Here is a 17,113-nt window from a genome sequence, read left to right as displayed (position 1 = left end):
CGCACAGCCGCACGACCATGTCGTACTGTCTCGTCCCGTCCTCGGCAGTGCGCTGGTGGACGCTCTTCGAGCCGAGCGCCCTGCCTTGCCCGATGGCGATGGTATTGGAGAGCCTCGTTGAATCTCGTCGACTGGACCGCGGGCGGCACCAGGGTGGAACTGAACGGCCATCGCCTGTTCGTCCGCCAGGACGGTGAGGGCAGGCCCGTGACGCTCGTGCACGGCTTCCCCACCTCCTCCCACGACTGGGCGATGACCGTCCCGCACCTGGTCGCGGCCGGATGCCGGGTGACCACCCTCGACCTGCTCGGGTTCGGGCACAGCGACAAGCCCTCCCGCCACCGCTACTCCATCCATGAGCAGGCCGATCTGGTGGAGGCCGTCTGGGAGCACCTGGACATCCGCGACACCGCACTCGTCGCCCACGACTACGGAGTCTCGGTCGCCCAGGAGCTGCTGGCCCGTGACCCGGGCCGCATCACCCGCACCGCCCTGCTGAACGGCGGTCTCTACGCCGACCTCCACCGCCCGATCCTGGCGCAGCGTCTCCTGCACAGCCGCATCGGCCCACTCCTGGCCCGCCTCACCGACGAGAAGAGGTTCACCGCGAACCTGCGCAGCGTCCTGGCCAGGCCCGTCCCGGACGAGCTTCTGCACGACATGTGGACGTCCCTCACCCGCGAGAAGGGGCATCACCTGGCCCCGCGCCTGCTCCGCTACATCGACGACCGACGCGTCCACTTCCACCGCTGGTCCGACTCCCTCGAACAGTACGGGGGCCCGCTGCTGTTCGTGTGGGGCCCCGAAGACCCCGTCAGCGGAGCCCATGTCCTGGAGCGCCTCCGCAGGCGGCGCCCCGACGCCAGCTTCACCGTGCTCGACGGTGTCGGCCACTATCCCCAGGTCGAGGCACCCGAGGAAGCGGCACGGGCGCTGGCCGCCTTCATCGCGGACACCGGTGATGGTCAGCCGGTCGCGGACCTGACGAGAAAGTAGGCGCCGACCGCGACCAGTACTCCGGAGGTGGTCACGGTCCCGTGTGCGCTCAGCCAGGTCCTGCACCGGGCCAGATACCGTGTGCTGCGCTCGCCCCCCAGGAGGTGGACACCCATCGGCAGCAGCAGACCCGAGGAGCCCGCGAACACCAGGAAGGCGAGCCCCGCGTACTGAACGGGGCCGCTCGTCGTCCGCGACGCCGCGCCGAGGGCACCGTCGGCCGCGAACAGCAGATTCTTGGGATCGGCCGACAGCATGACGGCGGCCAGCACAGCCGAGCGCGTCGGCGTGAAGCGGTCGAAGACGCGCATCCAGCCGGGCAGGTGGCCGCCGTTCCCGCCCCGTCGACCGTGCAGCACATGGGCGGCGCCCAGGAGCAGGGCCAGGACGCCCACAGTGCGCTGCACCCACCCCGCGCCGCTGTGGGAACTCCCCGCCCCCGGACGGTCACCGGCGAGAGCCAGGAGTGTGACGACCGCGGTCAGGGCGGCCATCCAGCCGGTCGTGAACGCCAGTCCGTTGGCCCGCCCGCGGCTTGTGGTCAGCAGCAGGAACAGGACGAGCACCGGGACCGGGCTGAGCGCTATCCCGATGCCCGCCGTGACAAGCTGCCCGATCATGACGCCTCCTCCTGCCTTCCGCGCACGGCGTCGCCTTGAATTCCGCGTACAGGTCGGGAAGAAAGCACCCGAGGTGGTTCATCTCGCTTGCGTGGAGACGCACCATGCCGTGCCCTGATCCCGGGCCCAGGATCCGCGGGGGGACCGCGAAGAGGAAGGGCCGCGCAGCGGCCGGTACCAATCCGCCGCCCAGTGGCGCGGGGCCCGGTGCGGGTAGCCGCCGGGGAACGGCGCGACGGTGCGGGGCGACGCCCCGGCCTGTGTGAAGCCCGTCCGCCGCTTCGCTATCCGCGCAGTCCCGCGTGCGCGAACTCGATCATTCCCTCCTCGAAGCCGACCTCGGGCTGCCAGCCGAGTTCGGCGCGCAGCCGGGAGGAGTCCGCGGTGATGTGCCGTACGTCGCCGAGCCGGTACTCACCCGTGACGACCGGCTGCGGGCCGCCGTACGCGTCGGCCAGTGCCTGCGCCATCCGGCCCACCGTGCGGGGTTCGCCGCTGCCGGTGTTGTAGACCGTGAGCACTCCCTCGGGCAGATCCGCCTCCAGCGCCGCCACGTTGGCCGAGGCCACGTCGCGCACATGCACGAAGTCGCGCCGCTGGCGGCCGTCCTCGAAGACGCGCGGGGCCTCGCCGCGGGCGAGCGCGGAGCGGAAGAACGAGGCGACACCCGCGTAGGGGGTGTCCCGGGGCATCCGAGGGCCGTACACGTTGTGGTACCGCAGCGACACGGCACAACCCCCGGCCGACCGGGCCCAGGCCGCCGACAGATGCTCCTGGGTCAGCTTGGTGGCCGCGTACACGTTGCGGGGATCGGTGGGGGCGTCCTCGCCCACCAGCCCGGGGGACAACCCCTCGTCGCACAGAGGGCACGTCGGCTCGAAGCGCCCGGCCTCCAGATCGGCGACGGCCCTCGGGCCCGGCCGCACCACGCCGTGCCGTCCGCACTCGTACCGCCCTTCCCCGTAGACGACCATCGACCCGGCCAGGACCAGGCGCCGTACGCCCGCGTCCGCCATCGCAGCCAGCAGGACGGCCGTACCCAGGTCGTTGCGGGAGACGTACTCGGGCGCGTCCGCTACCCCGTTGCCGAGACCGACCATGGCCGCCTGATGGCACACCGCCTCGACTCCGGACAGGGCGCGGGCGACCGCTTCCGGGTTGCGCACATCGGCGCCGGTGCCCTCTCGTACGTCGAACACCACCGGCTCGTGGCCGCGCGATCGCAGTGCCTCGACGACATGGGACCCGATGAAACCGGCACCGCCGGTGACCAGTACACGCATACGGCCACGCTAGGCCCGCGACGGACCGCCGCCGCGCGTCCCGCCCGCCATGTCACCACTCCGTAAGACCGGTCGTGATGTCACCTCGCTCGACCGGTGAGGTGAAGGGCGGGGCCGTGGCGGGCCGGGATCTTCGTGCGAGAGGACGTACTGCCCGCAGACTTTCAGCCTGTCCGCCCGTGACGGGAAGTGCGAGGGAAGGCTGTGATGTCCGAGGCGGAAGGCTCCGGTGCCGAAGGCTCCAAAGCCGAGGAGAGCAGGGAGAGCAGGGAGAGCAAGGAGAGCAAGGCCGAGCGCCGCGCCCGTGCCGACTACACCGGCGGTGTCTACGGTTCACTGCTCGCCGCGTCCGTGGTGGTCGGCGCCGGGGCGACGGGCCCGGTGTCGCGCCTCGAACTGGTGCTGTTGCTGTTGGGCACCGGGCTGGTGTTCTGGATCGCGCATGTGCACGCCGAGCTGTTCGGCGCGCGGCTTGCGCAGCGGCAGCTGCCGACCTGGCGGGCAGCGCTGCATGTCTGCCGCGACGAGTGGCCCATCGTCAAGGCCGCCGTGCCGCCGGCCGTGGCCGCGGCCGTCAGTCCGCTGTTCGGACTGGACGCGCGAGGCGGGGCCTGGCTGGCGCTCGCGATCGCCGTGGCCGGGCAGATGGGCTGGTCCGCGGCGGCGGCCCGGCGCGCCCGTGCCCCCTGGTTCCTCGTGGCGGTCAGCGCCGCGGTCAATCTGCTGCTCGGGCTGCTGATCATCGTGTTCAAGATCTTCCTTGAGCACTGACACTCGGGGCCGCACCGTGGCCCGGGCTACCCCGGGTTCACCTTCGCCAGGTGAGGCCGGGGGGCGTCGTGGGGCGGAGGATCGGCTCATGCGTTATGAGATCCGCGTCGACGGGCAGATGTCCGAGGCTCTGAGCCGGGCCTTTCCCGAGCTGGACCGTCTGGTGCTGGCCGGTGAGACGGTGCTGGTCGGGCCCGTGGTCGACGAGGCACATCTGTATGGGCTGCTGGCCCGGTTCCAGTCGCTGGGACTGAGCGTCGTGGAGATGCATCGGTTGCCGGAGTGACGGGTGCCGCGCGGGGGCCGAGGTGTGTGGTCCAGGGCGGGTGCGTTGTGTGGTGTGCGCGGTTTCCCGCGTCCATGAAAGCGCAGTTCCCCGCGTCCATGAAAGCGCAGTTCCCCGCGTCCATGAAAAGGGCCGCGACCCCGGCCATCGGGGGCCTCACCCGTTGTGGGTGAGCCGGACCGCCCTTGCCGGCGGGACTCTGGCAGGGATCCGTCTCCCTGCCCGCGATAGGAGGAGCCATGTCCATACCGCGTGGTTCTGTGCTGGTCACGGGATTCGCCGCCTCGTGGACCTGGATCCTCGGTGCGGCGCTCGCGGCGCTGGTGCCGGGCATCCTCGTGCTGGTCTGGCCGCACGAGACCCTGCATATCCTCGCGGTGCTGATCGGGCTGTATCTGCTCATCACCGGAGGCTTCCGCTTTGTCACGGCCTTCTCCCGGGAGGAGCACGAAGAGAGGCTGCCACGCCTGATCATCGCGGTGATACTCGTGCTGGCCGGGGTGCTGTGCCTGAGGAACCCGCTGCAGACCATCGCCGCGCTGTCGCTCATCGTCGGGGTGGTGTGGCTGGTGTCCGGCATGCTGACCGCCTACACGGCCTTGGTGGGCCGGGACCTGCCGCACCGCGGGTTCGTCCTCGGCGCGGCGGTGCTCGGCATCGTCGCAGGGATCGTCGTACTGGCCCTGCCGGCCCAGTCGGCCGTCGTCCTGACCCGGCTGCTGGGACTGTGGCTCGTGCTGATCGGGCTCGCGGAGTTGATGGTCGCCGTCGCGTTGCGGAGCGCGCTCCGCGAGGCCCGATGACACGCTGACCGGTGTCCAGGACTCCCGGACCGGAACCCCCGCCACGCGGCGGAGCGCTGAGACGAGGGGCGGCCGGTCTGTGGTCGGGGCGCGCCGCCCGGCTCCTTCCCCGGCTGCTGGCGCTCAACGTCCTGGAAGGCGCCATCCGGCTGGCCGCCCAGGCGTTCCTCACGGCGCTCCCGTTGCTGATGACGGTGGCGGCGTTCGCACCGCACCAGCTGCAGCAGATGCTGAGCGAGTCGCTGGCCGCCGTTCTGGGGCTGCACGGTCAGACCCTGGACGAGGTGCGCCGTACCTATTTCGCCGGCGGGCCCGTGCGGGGGTCCGTGGGAGGTCTGGGCGCCCTGCTGGTGCTCCTGTCGGCAACAGCCTTCACCCGCGCGCTGCAGGCGGTGTGCGAACGCTGCTGGTCACTGGCCAGGGCGCCGATACGGTCCGTGGCATGGCGCTGGCTGCTCTGGCTGATCGTCTGGCTGGCCGTCCTCCTCGTCCAGGCCCCGCTGCGCTCCGGCTTCGGCGGCGGACCGGTGCCCGGGCTCCTGCTGTCCGCACTGTCCTCGACACTGCTGTGGTGGTGGAGTCAGCACCTGCTGCTGGGCGGCAGGATCGGCTGGCCCGGCCTGCTGCCGGGGGCGGTCCTGGCGGGAGCCGGCACCGTCGTCCTGAGCTGGGGCGCCCGGCTGGTGATGCCGACGGCCATGCAGCGCAGTCTGGACGAGTTCGGCCCGCTCGGACCCGTGTTCACGTTCCAGTCGTGGCTGATCTCCGTGTTCCTGGTGGCGGTCTCGGGCCTGGCGCTCGGCGCGACGATCGCGTCCTCCGCCTGGTACGGCGGCATACACGCTCACCCCCACCGGGTGAGGCCGCACGGTCCTCACCGCGCGCACGCTGAAAACGGCACCGGTGGCCTCGGGCGAGAGCCTGGAACGGAGGAGTGACATGGTCGCGCAGACATATCTCGCGTACGACTACCCACTGCTGAGCGCCTTCTGGACGATCCTGTGGTTCTTCGCGCTGGTCATGTGGTTCATCCTGCTGTTCCGCGTGATCGTCGACATCTTCCGCGACGACTCCATGGGCGGCTGGGCCAAGGCCGGCTGGCTGGTCTTCGTGATCGTGCTGCCGTTCCTCGGCGTCTTCGTCTACGTCGTCGCTCGCGGCAGGGACATGGGACGCCGTGAAATGGCGCAGGCACGGGCACAGCAGGAGGCCCTCGACTCCTACATCCGTGAGACGGCGGTCGGCAAGAGCCGCCCGAGCGGGACCGACGAACTCATGAGACTGTCCGATATGCGCTCCCGTGGCGACATCACGGACGAGGAGTTCCGCAGGGCGAAGGAGATGGTCCTGTCCGGCCATGGAACGTCGTGGACCGAGACATCGTCGGCGACGCCGATGTCCTCCTCCTCACCCCCGTCGGCATCCACGCCCGCGCCGGACCAGGCGGCGGAACGGCCCTCTTCCATCCATCACACCTCGCGTCGCTGACGCAGTGTCGGGCGGTCGGCCGGCTATGCGCTGCGTGGCCGGCGGGCCGCCTTCTTCGCCGTGCTCTTCTTCGCGGCCCCCTTCTCCGGCTCCTGTCTCGCGGACTTCTCCGCCACGGTCTTCCTGGCCGTCTCCTGGGCCTTCTTCACTGTCTTCTTCGCTGCCTTCTCCGCCGCCCGGGCCGCGGTCTTCTTCGGCAGCTCGTGCACCTCGGCCTCTGTGCTCTCGCCGCGGGCCGCCTTCGCCTCGGCGACCGATGCCTGGAGCGCGGCCATGAGGTCCAGCACCTTGGCCGGTTCGGCCGCCGGTTCCGGCACCCCGGGCGGCGCGTGCCCCTCGCGCTTGGCCTCGATCACCTGCTCGAGTGCCGCCGTGTAGCTGTCCGTGTACTCGGGGCCCTCCAGGTCGTCGCGGGTCATGCGCTCGATCAGATGTTCAGCCTCGGTGATCTCGTCCTCGGAGAGCCGCACGTCCGGAGGGGCCAGCTCGCCCGGGTCCCTGATCTCGTCCGGCCAGCGCATCGCGTGCAGCACGAGCGCATCGTCCCTCACCCGCAGCAGGCCGAGCCTCTCCCTGCCGTGCCAGGCGAACTTCGCCACAGCGGCCTTCGACGTTCTCGCCAGTGCCTTGCGCAGCAGCACGTACGGCTTCGCGGCGATCGCGCCCGAGGCCTGCAGGTAGTAGCCCTCACCCATACGGATCGGATCGATCGATCCGGCCGGTACGAACCCGGCGATCTCGATGGCCCTCGCCGTGGGCAGGGGCAGGCTGCGCAGCTCCTCGTCGAGGACCGGCACGACCTCGTCCCGGGACACCTCGTACCCCTTGCCGATCTCCTGGGCCGGGACCTCACGGTCCTCGGCCTCGCAGTACTTCCGGACTCGGACCCGGCCCATGTCCTCGAGGTGGTACTGGTGGAAGCGGACGCTGTGGTCCTCGGTGGCGGGGACCACGTCGACCGGGATCGTGACCAGGCCGAAGCTGATCGCTCCCGACCAGATGCTCCGGGGCATCGCAGACCTCCGTGACGTGGCCCGAGGGCACCAGCCTACGAAGGGCTCCGGCGCACGGCACGGCGAAGAGGTCCGCGCGGATGAGGAGCCCCGGTACGCGCCCGACGGCAAGCGTCCGGTGAACCAGGAGGGAACTCTTGGTGTCCGTCCCGGCCTTGGGGTCATCGGAGCCGTTCCCGCTGCCTAGCATGTGATGATCGCGCCGGCACAGCGGCGCGGGGTCAAGTTCGCACGTCACGTTCGCACGACGTCCCGGGAAGCGTGGAGGAATGCCGGTGCCCGGCCTCACCTCATGGCGGGTCCGACTCTGGGCCACGGGTGGGGTTGTCCTCACCCTCGTTCTGGTCGCGGTGCTGCTGGTCACCACTTTCGGCGGAGGCCACCGCGCACGAGCCGCCGACGGGCTGCCGCACACAGCGGTGGAGGTGTCGCCGAGCGGCTGCGGTCACGGCTGGCAGCGGGGCGCCCCGGGCCTTCAGGTCTTCGACCTGCACAACACCTCCAGCGGACCGGCGGAGGTCTTCCTGGAGGACTCCCGCAGCCACGCCGTGTACGGCGAGCTGGAGGGCCTCGCCCCGGGTACCACGCGTCAGTTGACGGTCAAGCTCGGCAAGGGCTCGTACGCGTTCATGTGCCTGCCCGACGACGCCGACGCGGTGACCGGCCCCACGGTGCGCATCACCACCGGGACTGCAGGGCCCGCCGCGGTCCCGCTCACCGAGCACGACCTGATCCCTCTCGCGATCGACTACCAGAAGTGGGTCGGCGACGGTCTGAACGGCGTCGTACGGCAGACCGGCGTGCTGAAGGACGCGATCGACCGTGGAGACCTCGACGCGGCCCGCACGGCCTGGCTCCCGGCCCATCTCGCCTATGAGCGGCTGGGCGCGGCCTACGACGCCTTCGGCGACGCGGACGGTCAGATCAACGCGACGGACGCGGGTCTTGCGAAGGGCGTGCAGGACCCGGCCTTCACCGGCTTCCACCGCATCGAGTACGGGCTGTGGCACGGCCAGTCCGCCGATTCCCTGCGCGCCGCGGCGTCCGCCCTGGTCAAGGCCGTCACCGGACTGCGTGACGGCTGGGCGCAGGCCCGCATGGACCCGGCGCAGCTGGGTCTGCGGGCGCACGAAATCCTGGAGAACACCGTGCAGTTCGAGCTGACCGGGCGCACCGACTACGGCAGCGGCAGCAACCTCGCCACCGCCCGCGCGAACCTCGACGGCACCCGCGCCGTACTGTCCCGGCTGCGTCCCGTGCTCAAGACGCGCTACGCGGACCTGTCCTCACTCGACCGGGAGCTGGACCGGGCTCAGCACACCCTGGACGGCTTCGACCAAGGCGGTCGCTGGACGCCCCTGGAGCGTCTGGAGCGCCCCCAGCGGGAGCAACTCGATGCGATCCTCGGTGATCTGGTCGAACGCCTCGCATCGGTGGCGACCCTCTGCGACCCGCGGAGGACGGTATGAGCGCGTCTCCCGCCGCTCCCGGGAATTCCGTGAACGCCGAGTCCACGAACACTGACTGCACGAACGCTGACTGCACGAACGCCGACTGCACGAACGCCGACTCCCCGTACACCGCCTCCGCGAACGGCGCCTCCATGAACGCGAATTCCCACCACAGCACCTCCGCGAAGGACGCGAAGGACGCGAGGAACGCGAAGAGCGGAGTCGCGCGTCGCGGCTTCCTGCGCGGCGCGGCCCTCGCGGGCGCCGGACTCGCCACGGGCGGCGCCGCCGCCCCGACCGGCGCCGACGCCAGGGGAGCGGGAGCACCCCCCATCGCCCCGTTCCACGGGGTCCACCAGGAGTCGGTGCTCGCTCTCCCGCGCCGGGTCAGCGCGTTCGCCGCCTTCGATCTCACGGTGGACAACCGCACTCAACTCATCGACCTTCTGCGTACCCTCACCACCCGCGCCCGCTTCCTGACCTCGGGCGGAACGCCCGCGCCGGTCGGTATCACCGGGCCGCCGGCCGACTCCGGCATCCTGGGGGAGCGGCTGCCCTCCGGCGCGCTCGCGGTGACCGTCGGCGTCGGAGCCTCCCTCTTCGACCAGCGCTTCGGGCTCACCGGCGGCCGCCCGCGGCGCCTCGCGGCCATGCCCTCGTTCCCCGACGACGACCTCAGGCCCGAGTGGTGCCACGGCGACCTCAGCCTCCAACTGCACGCCGACGACTCCGACACGGTGCTGCACGCCCTGCGCGACATCGCCCGGCACACCCGTGGCGGTATGCAGGTCCGCTGGCGCCTCGACGGCTTCAGCAGCCCGCCCCGTCCCACCGGCACCCCGCGCAATCTGATGGGCTTCCGGGACGGCACGGCCAACCCCGACCACGCCGACGCCCGTGAGATGAACCGTCTGGTGTGGGTGGGGAAGGGCATGGGCGAGCCGGACTGGGCGGTGGGCGGCAGCTATCAGGTCGTACGGCTGATCCGGATGCTCGTGGAGTTCTGGGACCGGGTCTCCCTCAGCGAGCAGGAGCGGATGTTCGGCCGGGCCCGGGAGTCGGGCGCCCCGCTGGACGGGAACACCGAGCACGACACCCCGGACTACCCGAACGACCCCAAGGGCGACGTCATTCCGCTGGACGCCCACATACGCCTGGCCAATCCGCGTACGGCGGCCACGGCCGGGCAGCGCATCCTGCGCCGCGCCTACAACTACGACTCGGGCATGGACGGCAACGGCAATCTCGACATGGGCCTGCTGTTCTCCTGCTACCAGCAGGATCTCGCCCGCCAGTTCGAGAGTGTGCAGCACCGCCTCGCGGGCGAGCCCCTCACCGACTACATCAAGCCGTTCGGCGGTGGCTATTTCTTTGCGCTGCCGGGAGTTCGGGACAGCGCGGACTGGTACGGCCGCGCTCTGCTGAGCTGAACTCGTCCGCACCTGTCCGGACAACTTCACGCGCCGTTGGTCAATACACGGTCAAGGTTTCCTTCTGTATCCCTGACTCGTTGTTCACTTGGGCGCCACCGCCCCTCCAGCGGTGTGCCGCGCGACTGGCGGAGCATCCCGACCGTATCGCGTAACGATGTTCGTGTCCGGAAGGTGAACCGAATGGCCAGCAGGGGAAGTCGAGCAACGATGAGGAGCCTGGGGGCACTTGCGGGCGCTGTGGCGCTCACGGCACTCGGCGCACACACGTCCGCCTGGGCCGGCACGCCGGACGGGGCCCACCACCCGTCTACGGCCACGCCCATCAAGCACGTTGTCGTCCTCTTCGACGAGAACATATCCTTCGACCACTACTTCGCGACCTACCCCGAGGCCGCGAACACCGACGGCACGAAGTTCACCGCGGCCAGGAACACCCCGAGGGACATCGACAACCTGCGCACCGCGGGGCTGCTGAAGAAGAACCCCAACCAGTACGCCCCCAAGCGGCTCACCCCCTCCCAGGCCATGACCTGCGACCAGAACCACTCCTACGGTGCTGAGCAGTACGCCTACAACGGCGGCAAGAACGACCAGTTCGTGCAGAACACGGACTCGGGCAAGTGCTCGGGCAACCTGTTCGGCGAGCCGGGCCTGGTCATGGACTACTACGACGGAAACACCGTCACGGGTCTGTGGAACTACGCCCAGCACTACTCCCTCAACGACCGCTCCTTCAGCTCGGTCTACGGCCCCTCCACGCCCGGCGCCCTCAACCTGGTCTCCGGCCAGACCCACGGCGTCGTCTCGATGGACCCGTCCTCCGGTACCGAGAACCCCAAGCAGACCGCCGCACCGGACTCGTACACCGTGGCGTCGCCCGACGCCAAGGGTGTCGGCACGGTCATCAACGACCCCGACCCGGCGTACGACGACTGCTCCGGCAAGGACCACACCAGCAAGAACGCCCTGGCGTCGATGCAGGGCCGCAACGTCGGTGACGTGCTCAACTCCAAGAAGGTCAGCTGGGGTTGGTTCCAGGGCGGCTTCCGGCCGTCCACGGCGTGGGACGGCAAGCAGGGCGACTACGCCAAGTGCGACACCGCGCACACCAACGTCGGCGGGGCCTCGGCCGTCGACTACAGCCCGCACCACTCGCCGTTCCAGTACTACAAGTCGACGTCCAACCCGCACCACCTGCCGCCCAAGAACGTCGACGAGATCGGTCACAACGGGCAGGCGAACCACAACTACGACCTGACGGACTTCGACGCCGCCCTCAACGCGGGCAAGCTGCCCTCCGTCAGCTTCCTCAAGGCCGGCGAGTACCAGGACGGCCACGCCGGCTACTCCGACCCGGTCGACGAGCAGCACTTCCTGATCCAGGAGATCAACGCGATCCAGAAGTCGCCGCAGTGGAAGTCCACGGCGGTCGTCGTCGCCTACGACGACTCCGACGGCTGGTACGACCACGCCTACGCCAAGCCCCGCAACGGCTCCAAGGACACCTCGACCGGCTCGAACGGCAAGGCCACCGACAGCCCGGCCTGCCAGGCGGGTCCCGCCGCCTCGGGCGGCTACGCGGACCGCTGCGGCCCCGGCACCCGGCAGCCGCTGCTCGTGATCTCGCCCTACAGCAAGGTCAACAAGATCGACCACACGACGACGGACCAGTCCTCGATCATCCGTTTTGTCGAGGACAACTGGCACACCGGCCGGATCGGTGACCACTCCTTCGACTCCACGGCCGGTTCCCTCGCGGGCATGTTCGACTTCCGTCACCCCAACAACCGGCAGGTGCTGCTGAACACCGACGGTTCCGTGAAGTCGGTCGGCCCCATCCACCATGTGAACCCCGTGGCCACCAGCATCACCCCGGGTCCTGCGATGCAGAACACCGCGGCGACCACGGACGCGTCGTCCTTCCCCGCCCTTCCGGTGAGCATCGCCGCGGGCGCCCTCGTCGCGGCGGGTCTGACGGGCACGTACCTCACCCTGCGCCGCAGGGAGCGCACCGGCGCCTGACACAGGGCGCGGGCAGAGCGGGCGGTGACTCCGGCGATGCCGGGGCCACCGCCCGCGTTGCGTTGCTCCTCTGCGCCTCACAGGACCGCTGGGGGTGTCCGGCCGTCCGCTCCCAGCGCCGCCACCAATTGCCCGTGCAGCCCCTTCGGAGCCACGAGGAAGCTGTCGCATCCGACGGTCCACGGCCGTCCCGCGGCATCCGTGACCAGGGCGCCCGGCGATCGGCCGGCCTCCCGCGCCGCCACCGGCTGCCGGGAGATGAACGGGGGCCGGCTCGTGGCCCCGAGGGCGGCGGCTGGATCCGCCTAGGCCGACGGGGTGAGGGCCCGCCCGTGGCGGGTGGCCCCCGCGCCCAGGGCGCCGAGGCCTCGGGCCGGCGGCGCGCAGTCCTCGGCGACGCCGAAACGCACCGTGCTCACTCCGGTGCGGCCTGCGGTGTCGAACGACCCGGACAGGGCCGGGCGGCAGGGCAGGGTGATCACGGCCACGCGGCACTGGCCGTATTCCGTCCCTGGTGGCAGGCATGGCCCGGGGGCTGTCGGGGTACGCGACCGTAGTTCGCCCGGAACCGTGGATTCCGGGCGGTGCACGCACGCCACTATCTGGGGATCTGCCATGAACACGCCCGAAAAGAACCATCGACCGACCGCAGCCCAGGCAGCGCTCGACACCCTCGCGGTGGACACCTCGGACTCGGACGCGCTGGACACGCTGGCCGGGAGCGACGTGCTCGTCCCGGTCCCGGACGACGTCGACGAGGACGACACGACCAACCCCTACGCCGTGGCCCTGCCGGTGCTGGAGCAGCCGGACGGCGAGCAGACGGTGCCCGTGTTCACGTCCGAGACGGAGATGGCCGACCTGTTGCCGTTCGTCTCCCGGTACCGACTCGTGCCGCTGGGTGCGCTCGCCTCCCAGTGGCCCACCGACGACATCACCCTGACCATAGACGCGGCCTCGCCGCACGGTCTGACGCTCAACTCCGAGGGAGTGCGCACGCTGCTGGCTCGCCCGTAGGGGCGGAGCCGTAGCCGCGGGCGAGGGACCGTGCCGGGGCGGGACCGCCGGGCGCGGTCACTCCGCCGGTGTGCCGGTGGCCAGCATCCGCGCCAGGACGTCCCGCTGCAGCGGCTGCACCTCGGTGTGCAGTGCCCGGCCCTTCTCCGTCAGGGCGACCCACACCCCGCGCCGGTCCTCCGCGCACACGGAGCGCAGTACCAGGCCGTCCTTCTCCAGACGCCCGATCAGCCGCGACAGGGCGCTCTGGCTCAGATGGACGCGCCCCGCGATGTTCTGCACCCGGCACTGCTCGCCGTGCGCGGGCGTCTCGGCGGCGAGGATGTCGAGCACCTCGAAGTCGCTGGCACCGAGCCCGTGCGGGTGCAGAACCCGGTCGATCTCGCACATGGTGCGCGCGTGCACGGACAGGATGTCCCGCCACCGCTCCTCAAGCCCGGCACCCGCCGTCTTCGCTGCCATACCCGCACGGTAACAGACAAAGAGCCTTTTGTTTACCGTGCAATTACTGCACCCGCAAGTGATCTGTCCGGCGGGGGAGGGCGGCAACCGACGACAACGCGGCTGGGGGTACCCCCTGCTCGAAGAGCTTGGGGGAGCGGTGCCAGGGCCCGCGAGCCCGGTCTGATCCAAACGAAAGACCCTAGGCGACCGGGTCCTGCGTCAGCCCCACCAGGTTTCCGTCCGGGTCCTTCACCGAGGCGATCAGTTTGCCGCCGCCGACGTCGGTCACGTCCTGGAGCAGCTCGGCCCCGGCGTCCAGCAGGGCCCTGAGGCGGGCACGAATGTCGGGCACGCTCCAGTAGGGCACCGGACCGGTCATGCCCTTGGCGTGGCCGTTGGGGTCGAGGCCGACGTCCTGGCCCGCGTCCTTGAAGCCGACGTAGTACGACTCGTCCGCGTACGGCTCGGTCTCCAGCAGTGCCCCGAAGACCTCCTTCGCCCGGGCGAGGTCCTTCACGGGGTAGATGATCGTCTTCAGGCCCGCGGTCATGGTGTGCTCCTTCGCTTTGTGAGGACCGGTGTGTTTCGCCGGTGGTTCCAAGTTAGGGCGGGGGAGGGACCCATGGCTTCTCGAATCCTGACCGGTTGGGCCCGGTGACACCCGGGCGGCTGCGAGGATGGCGGCTTCCGGCAGTGAAAGGCAGGCGTCCATGGTCCGTTCCACGGCTCTCGTACCGCGCCACTACGTCGACCTCGGCGTCCGGGGCCCCGAAGACGTGATCGCCGACCCGGAGGGCCGGGTGCTGACCGGTGTGGAGGACGGCCGCGTCCTCCGCCTGACCGGCATCGCCGACCCGTCCCGCACCCGTGTCGAGGTGCTCGCGGAGACGGGCGGCCGGCCGCTCGGCCTCGAACTCCTCCCGGACGGTGCGCTGCTGGTGTGCGACGCGCGCCGCGGACTGCTGCGGATCGACCCCGCGGGCGGCGCCCCGCGCGTCCTCGCCGACTCCGTGGCGGGGGAGCCGCTGCGCTTCTGCAGCAATGTCGTCGCCCTCTCGGACGGCACGGTCTACTTCACCGTCTCCAGCCGCAGGTACCCCCTCGAGCGGTGGATCGGCGACATGGCCGAGCACACGGGGACGGGACGGTTGCTGCGGCTGGCTCCCGGCGCCGAGCGCGCCGATGTCGTACTGGAGGGACTGCAGTTCGCCAACGGGCTGGCCCCGAGCGGGGACGAGTCCTTCCTCGTGATCGCCGAGACCGGCGCCCGCCGCCTCACCCGTCACTGGGTGGCCGGTCCGCACGCGGGCCGGAGCGAGCCCTTCGCCGAGGACCTCCCCGGTATGCCGGACAACCTGTGGCGCGACGGCGACGGACGCATCTGGGTGGCCCTGGCGGGCCCCCGCCTGCCTGCGCTCGACCTGCTCCACCGGGCCGCCCCGGCCGTGCGCCGCACCGCGGCCCGTGTCGCGCTGCGCGCGCCGTACCGTCCGGCGGGCACGGCCGCCGTCCTCGCGGTCGACGACACCGGACGTGTGGTGCATCACCTGCTGCGGCGCCGGTCGGGCTTCCGGATGGTCACCAGCGGCTGTGTCGCCGGCGGCCTGCTGGTCCTCGGAAGCCTGTGGGAGCGGGGGGTGGCGGTGTGCGAGCCGCCCATGGGCGAAGGCTGACGCCGGGTGCGTGGCCGCGGCGGTCGGCGTTACCCTGTTCACCGGCCGCGATCATGCCTCGCGGCGCGGCGGTGGGGCCCGCCGTACCCGAACCGCGGCAGTGTCGCCGCCAACGGTCCCTACTTGCGATCGAGCGTGCCCGTTCGACAGGGCCCCGGCGAGTAGGAGAAGTATTCATGAGAGTGCCGCACCCCAAGAGCGCCGAACCGAGCGAGACAGCCGTGCCCGAGCGCGCCCCGCGCCCCTCGCCCTGGCAGGGACAAGGGGACGTCGTGGCGGTCGTCGCCCTCGGCGGCGCCATCGGCGCCGTCGCCCGCTACGGGGCCTCGCTGCTGTGGCCCGCGCAGACCGGGGGATTCCCCTGGACCACCTTCTGGGTCAACGTCGTGGGCTGCGCCGTGATCGGGGTCCTCATGGTCGTGATCACCGAGCTGCGGGCGGTGCACCGGCTGGTGCGCCCCTTCTTCGGTACCGGGGTGCTCGGCGGCTTCACCACGTTCTCGACCTATGCGGTCGACATCCAGAGGCTGGTCGCCTCGGGGCACCCCCGCACCGCGCTCGCGTACCTGTTCGCGACCTTGCTCGTGGCCCTCTCGGCGGTCTGGCTCGCGATGACGGCGGCCCGCCGTGCCCTGGCATGGCGGCAGCGATGAGCGGCGAGAGCGAAGAACCAGCGTTGAACCCTCCCCCAGCTGAAGCAGGGGGATTCCTGGCTCAGGAAGCCCTGCAGGTCAACGACCTGAAAGGTCTTACTCCCTCAACACCATCCGGGACGGAACCTGCCCGGTTTGTGCAGCAAAGTCAGGTGCTAGGTGTGCTGGCTTGGTTCTCGCGCAACACGTTGTACGCGCTTGGTTCTCGCAACGCACAGCGCACAGGCTACCCGTCATGTACGCGGTCTTTCGCCCTTAGGGCGAAACCCCGTTTCCTGCCCTGCTCCGCAGGAGCTTCGTTTCCTCCCCCGGCTGAAGCCGGGGGTATCCACGAAGGAAAACCCCGATGAACGGCACCACGACCGGCGCACCCGGGAGGCGGCGATGACACGACTGAACGGACGGGCCCTCAGGCTGACCGTCTTCATCGGCGAGAACGACCGCTGGCACCACAAGCCCCTCTACGCCGAGATCGTGCACCGCGCGCATGCCGCGGGCATGGCCGGAGCGAGTGTGTTCCGGGGCATCGAGGGCTTCGGCGCCTCCTCGCTCGTCCATACGACGCGGCTGCTGTCGCTGAGCGAGGACCTGCCGGTGGCCGTGGTCGTCGTGGACACCGAGGAGAGCGTCCGCGCCTTCCTGCCGCAGATCGAGGAGCTGGTCGGCGAGGGTCTGGTGACGCTGGAGGACTGCGAGGTGATCCGGAACGCGGGCCGGGACGAGGAGCCGCGCGCACCGCACGGGAAGGGTGAGAACTGATTGTGAACTGGCTGCTCGTCGTCATCGGAGCCGTCGTCGGCGCACCCCTGCGCTATCTCACCGACCGTGCGGTGCAGATGCGGCACGACACGGTCTTCCCGTGGGGTACCTTCGTGGTCAACGTCTCGGGTTCCTTCATCCTCGGCCTGCTGACCGCCGCGGCCTCGTCCGGGCACGCCTCCCCCCATCTGCAGCTTCTGATCGGCACCGGCCTGTGCGGGGCACTGACCACCTACTCGACCTTCGCCTACGAGACCCTGCGGCTCACCGAGACCGGAGCGGCGTTCTACGCTGCCGCCAACGTGATCGCGAGCGTGGTGGCGGGACTCGGTTCCGCCTTCGCCGGGGTTTCGTTCGCCCAAGCTTTGTGGCCCTAGTCGACCGACGTCACCCGCGCATAG

20 protein-coding genes are annotated in these 17,113 nt (G+C 70.6%); 14 read left to right on the top strand and 6 right to left on the bottom strand.

Features of this window, described 5'->3' with window-relative positions; genetic code table 11:
* Positions 1 to 117: 117 nt before the first annotated feature.
* A complete protein-coding gene (locus ABZ845_RS08240; RefSeq protein ID WP_360974591.1) occupies positions 118 to 996 on the top strand; it encodes an alpha/beta hydrolase in 879 nt (292 codons plus the stop codon).
* On the opposite strand, the gene ABZ845_RS08235 is transcribed toward ABZ845_RS08240, so the two are convergent.
* Together ABZ845_RS08235 and ABZ845_RS08230 are read right to left on the bottom strand one after the other, a co-directional pair.
* Positions 966 to 1,616 carry a GAP family protein gene (locus ABZ845_RS08235; protein WP_360974588.1) on the bottom strand — a complete coding sequence of 217 codons (651 nt, stop codon included), beginning with the start codon at positions 1,614 to 1,616 and terminating at the stop codon, positions 966 to 968. The two genes, ABZ845_RS08240 and ABZ845_RS08235, sit on opposite strands and share 31 nt — an antisense overlap.
* Before the next feature lie 284 nt (positions 1,617 to 1,900).
* On the bottom strand, positions 1,901 to 2,899 hold the full coding sequence (locus tag ABZ845_RS08230) for an NAD-dependent epimerase/dehydratase family protein (protein WP_360974585.1): 999 nt from the start codon (positions 2,897 to 2,899) through the stop codon (positions 1,901 to 1,903).
* Between the two features lie 207 nt (positions 2,900 to 3,106).
* Here ABZ845_RS08230 and ABZ845_RS08225 point away from each other — a divergent pair, with 207 nt between their 5' ends.
* From ABZ845_RS08225 to ABZ845_RS08205, 5 genes are all read left to right on the top strand, one after another.
* Positions 3,107 to 3,670 carry a hypothetical protein gene (locus tag ABZ845_RS08225; RefSeq protein ID WP_360974582.1) on the top strand — a complete coding sequence of 188 codons (564 nt, stop codon included), beginning with the start codon at positions 3,107 to 3,109 and terminating at the stop codon, positions 3,668 to 3,670.
* 88 nt (positions 3,671 to 3,758) lie between these two features.
* Positions 3,759 to 3,956 carry a hypothetical protein gene (locus tag ABZ845_RS08220; protein ID WP_360974579.1) on the top strand — a complete coding sequence of 66 codons (198 nt, stop codon included), beginning with the start codon at positions 3,759 to 3,761 and terminating at the stop codon, positions 3,954 to 3,956.
* 239 nt (positions 3,957 to 4,195) lie between these two features.
* Complete coding sequence (locus ABZ845_RS08215) at positions 4,196 to 4,759, top strand: DUF308 domain-containing protein (RefSeq protein ID WP_360974576.1); 564 nt, start codon at positions 4,196 to 4,198, stop codon at positions 4,757 to 4,759.
* A gap of 11 nt (positions 4,760 to 4,770) precedes the next feature.
* A complete protein-coding gene (locus tag ABZ845_RS08210) occupies positions 4,771 to 5,697 on the top strand; it encodes a ribonuclease BN (RefSeq protein ID WP_360974573.1) in 927 nt (308 codons plus the stop codon).
* Between the two features lies 1 nt (position 5,698).
* Positions 5,699 to 6,247, top strand: a complete 549-nt coding sequence (locus ABZ845_RS08205; protein ID WP_360974570.1) for an SHOCT domain-containing protein — start codon at positions 5,699 to 5,701, stop codon at positions 6,245 to 6,247.
* A 23-nt stretch (positions 6,248 to 6,270) separates the two neighbouring features.
* Here the strand turns inward: ABZ845_RS08205 and ABZ845_RS08200 are convergent, their stop codons facing one another.
* Positions 6,271 to 7,260 (bottom strand): Ku protein, encoded by a 990-nt coding sequence (locus tag ABZ845_RS08200; protein ID WP_360974567.1) that lies wholly within the window; start codon positions 7,258 to 7,260, stop codon positions 6,271 to 6,273.
* Between the two features lie 269 nt (positions 7,261 to 7,529).
* Between ABZ845_RS08200 and ABZ845_RS08195 the strand changes: the two genes are divergently transcribed.
* The 3 genes from ABZ845_RS08195 to ABZ845_RS08185 all read left to right on the top strand — a co-directional run bounded on the left by ABZ845_RS08195 (position 7,530) and on the right by ABZ845_RS08185 (position 12,166).
* Positions 7,530 to 8,729, top strand: a complete 1,200-nt coding sequence (locus ABZ845_RS08195; RefSeq protein ID WP_360974564.1) for an EfeM/EfeO family lipoprotein — start codon at positions 7,530 to 7,532, stop codon at positions 8,727 to 8,729.
* Positions 8,726 to 10,141, top strand: a complete 1,416-nt coding sequence (gene efeB, locus ABZ845_RS08190) for an iron uptake transporter deferrochelatase/peroxidase subunit (protein ID WP_360974561.1) — start codon at positions 8,726 to 8,728, stop codon at positions 10,139 to 10,141. Before ABZ845_RS08195 ends, efeB begins: the two co-directional genes overlap by 4 nt.
* A 210-nt stretch (positions 10,142 to 10,351) precedes the next feature.
* Entirely contained in the window at positions 10,352 to 12,166 is a 1,815-nt protein-coding gene (locus ABZ845_RS08185; RefSeq protein WP_360974558.1) for an alkaline phosphatase family protein, read from the top strand.
* 305 nt (positions 12,167 to 12,471) lie between these two features.
* Here the strand turns inward: ABZ845_RS08185 and ABZ845_RS08180 are convergent, their stop codons facing one another.
* Complete coding sequence (locus tag ABZ845_RS08180) at positions 12,472 to 12,654, bottom strand: hypothetical protein (protein ID WP_360974555.1); 183 nt, start codon at positions 12,652 to 12,654, stop codon at positions 12,472 to 12,474.
* 127 nt (positions 12,655 to 12,781) lie between these two features.
* Between ABZ845_RS08180 and ABZ845_RS08175 the strand changes: the two genes are divergently transcribed.
* Complete coding sequence (locus ABZ845_RS08175) at positions 12,782 to 13,183, top strand: SseB family protein (RefSeq protein ID WP_360974553.1); 402 nt, start codon at positions 12,782 to 12,784, stop codon at positions 13,181 to 13,183.
* A gap of 57 nt (positions 13,184 to 13,240) precedes the next feature.
* On the opposite strand, the gene ABZ845_RS08170 is transcribed toward ABZ845_RS08175, so the two are convergent.
* Positions 13,241 to 13,645: a MarR family transcriptional regulator gene (locus ABZ845_RS08170; RefSeq protein WP_360974550.1), complete on the bottom strand. Its 405-nt coding sequence runs from the start codon at positions 13,643 to 13,645 to the stop codon at positions 13,241 to 13,243.
* A gap of 181 nt (positions 13,646 to 13,826) precedes the next feature.
* On the bottom strand, positions 13,827 to 14,177 hold the full coding sequence (locus ABZ845_RS08165) for a VOC family protein (protein WP_360974547.1): 351 nt from the start codon (positions 14,175 to 14,177) through the stop codon (positions 13,827 to 13,829).
* Positions 14,178 to 14,337: 160 nt separating this feature from the next.
* Here ABZ845_RS08165 and ABZ845_RS08160 point away from each other — a divergent pair, with 160 nt between their 5' ends.
* The 4 genes from ABZ845_RS08160 to crcB (ABZ845_RS08145) all read left to right on the top strand — a co-directional run bounded on the left by ABZ845_RS08160 (position 14,338) and on the right by crcB (ABZ845_RS08145) (position 17,089).
* Positions 14,338 to 15,300: an SMP-30/gluconolactonase/LRE family protein gene (locus tag ABZ845_RS08160; protein ID WP_360974544.1), complete on the top strand. Its 963-nt coding sequence runs from the start codon at positions 14,338 to 14,340 to the stop codon at positions 15,298 to 15,300.
* Positions 15,301 to 15,476: 176 nt separating this feature from the next.
* The gene (gene crcB, locus ABZ845_RS08155) at positions 15,477 to 15,953 is read left to right on the top strand and encodes a fluoride efflux transporter CrcB (RefSeq protein ID WP_360974541.1); all 477 of its coding nucleotides are present in this window, start codon (positions 15,477 to 15,479) and stop codon (positions 15,951 to 15,953) included.
* Positions 15,954 to 16,337: 384 nt separating this feature from the next.
* Positions 16,338 to 16,712, top strand: coding sequence for a DUF190 domain-containing protein (locus ABZ845_RS08150; RefSeq protein ID WP_360974538.1), 375 nt, complete (start codon positions 16,338 to 16,340; stop codon positions 16,710 to 16,712).
* 2 nt (positions 16,713 to 16,714) lie between these two features.
* Positions 16,715 to 17,089, top strand: coding sequence for a fluoride efflux transporter CrcB (crcB, locus tag ABZ845_RS08145; protein ID WP_360974535.1), 375 nt, complete (start codon positions 16,715 to 16,717; stop codon positions 17,087 to 17,089).
* Positions 17,090 to 17,113: the final 24 nt, after the last annotated feature.

The sequence above is a fragment of the Streptomyces sp. NPDC047022 genome (assembly GCF_040644155.1).
Classification (GTDB): Bacteria; Actinomycetota; Actinomycetes; order Streptomycetales; family Streptomycetaceae; genus Streptomyces.
The sequence above is the reverse complement of the archived record's forward strand: the minus strand, read 5'-3'. Positions and strand labels throughout refer to the sequence as shown.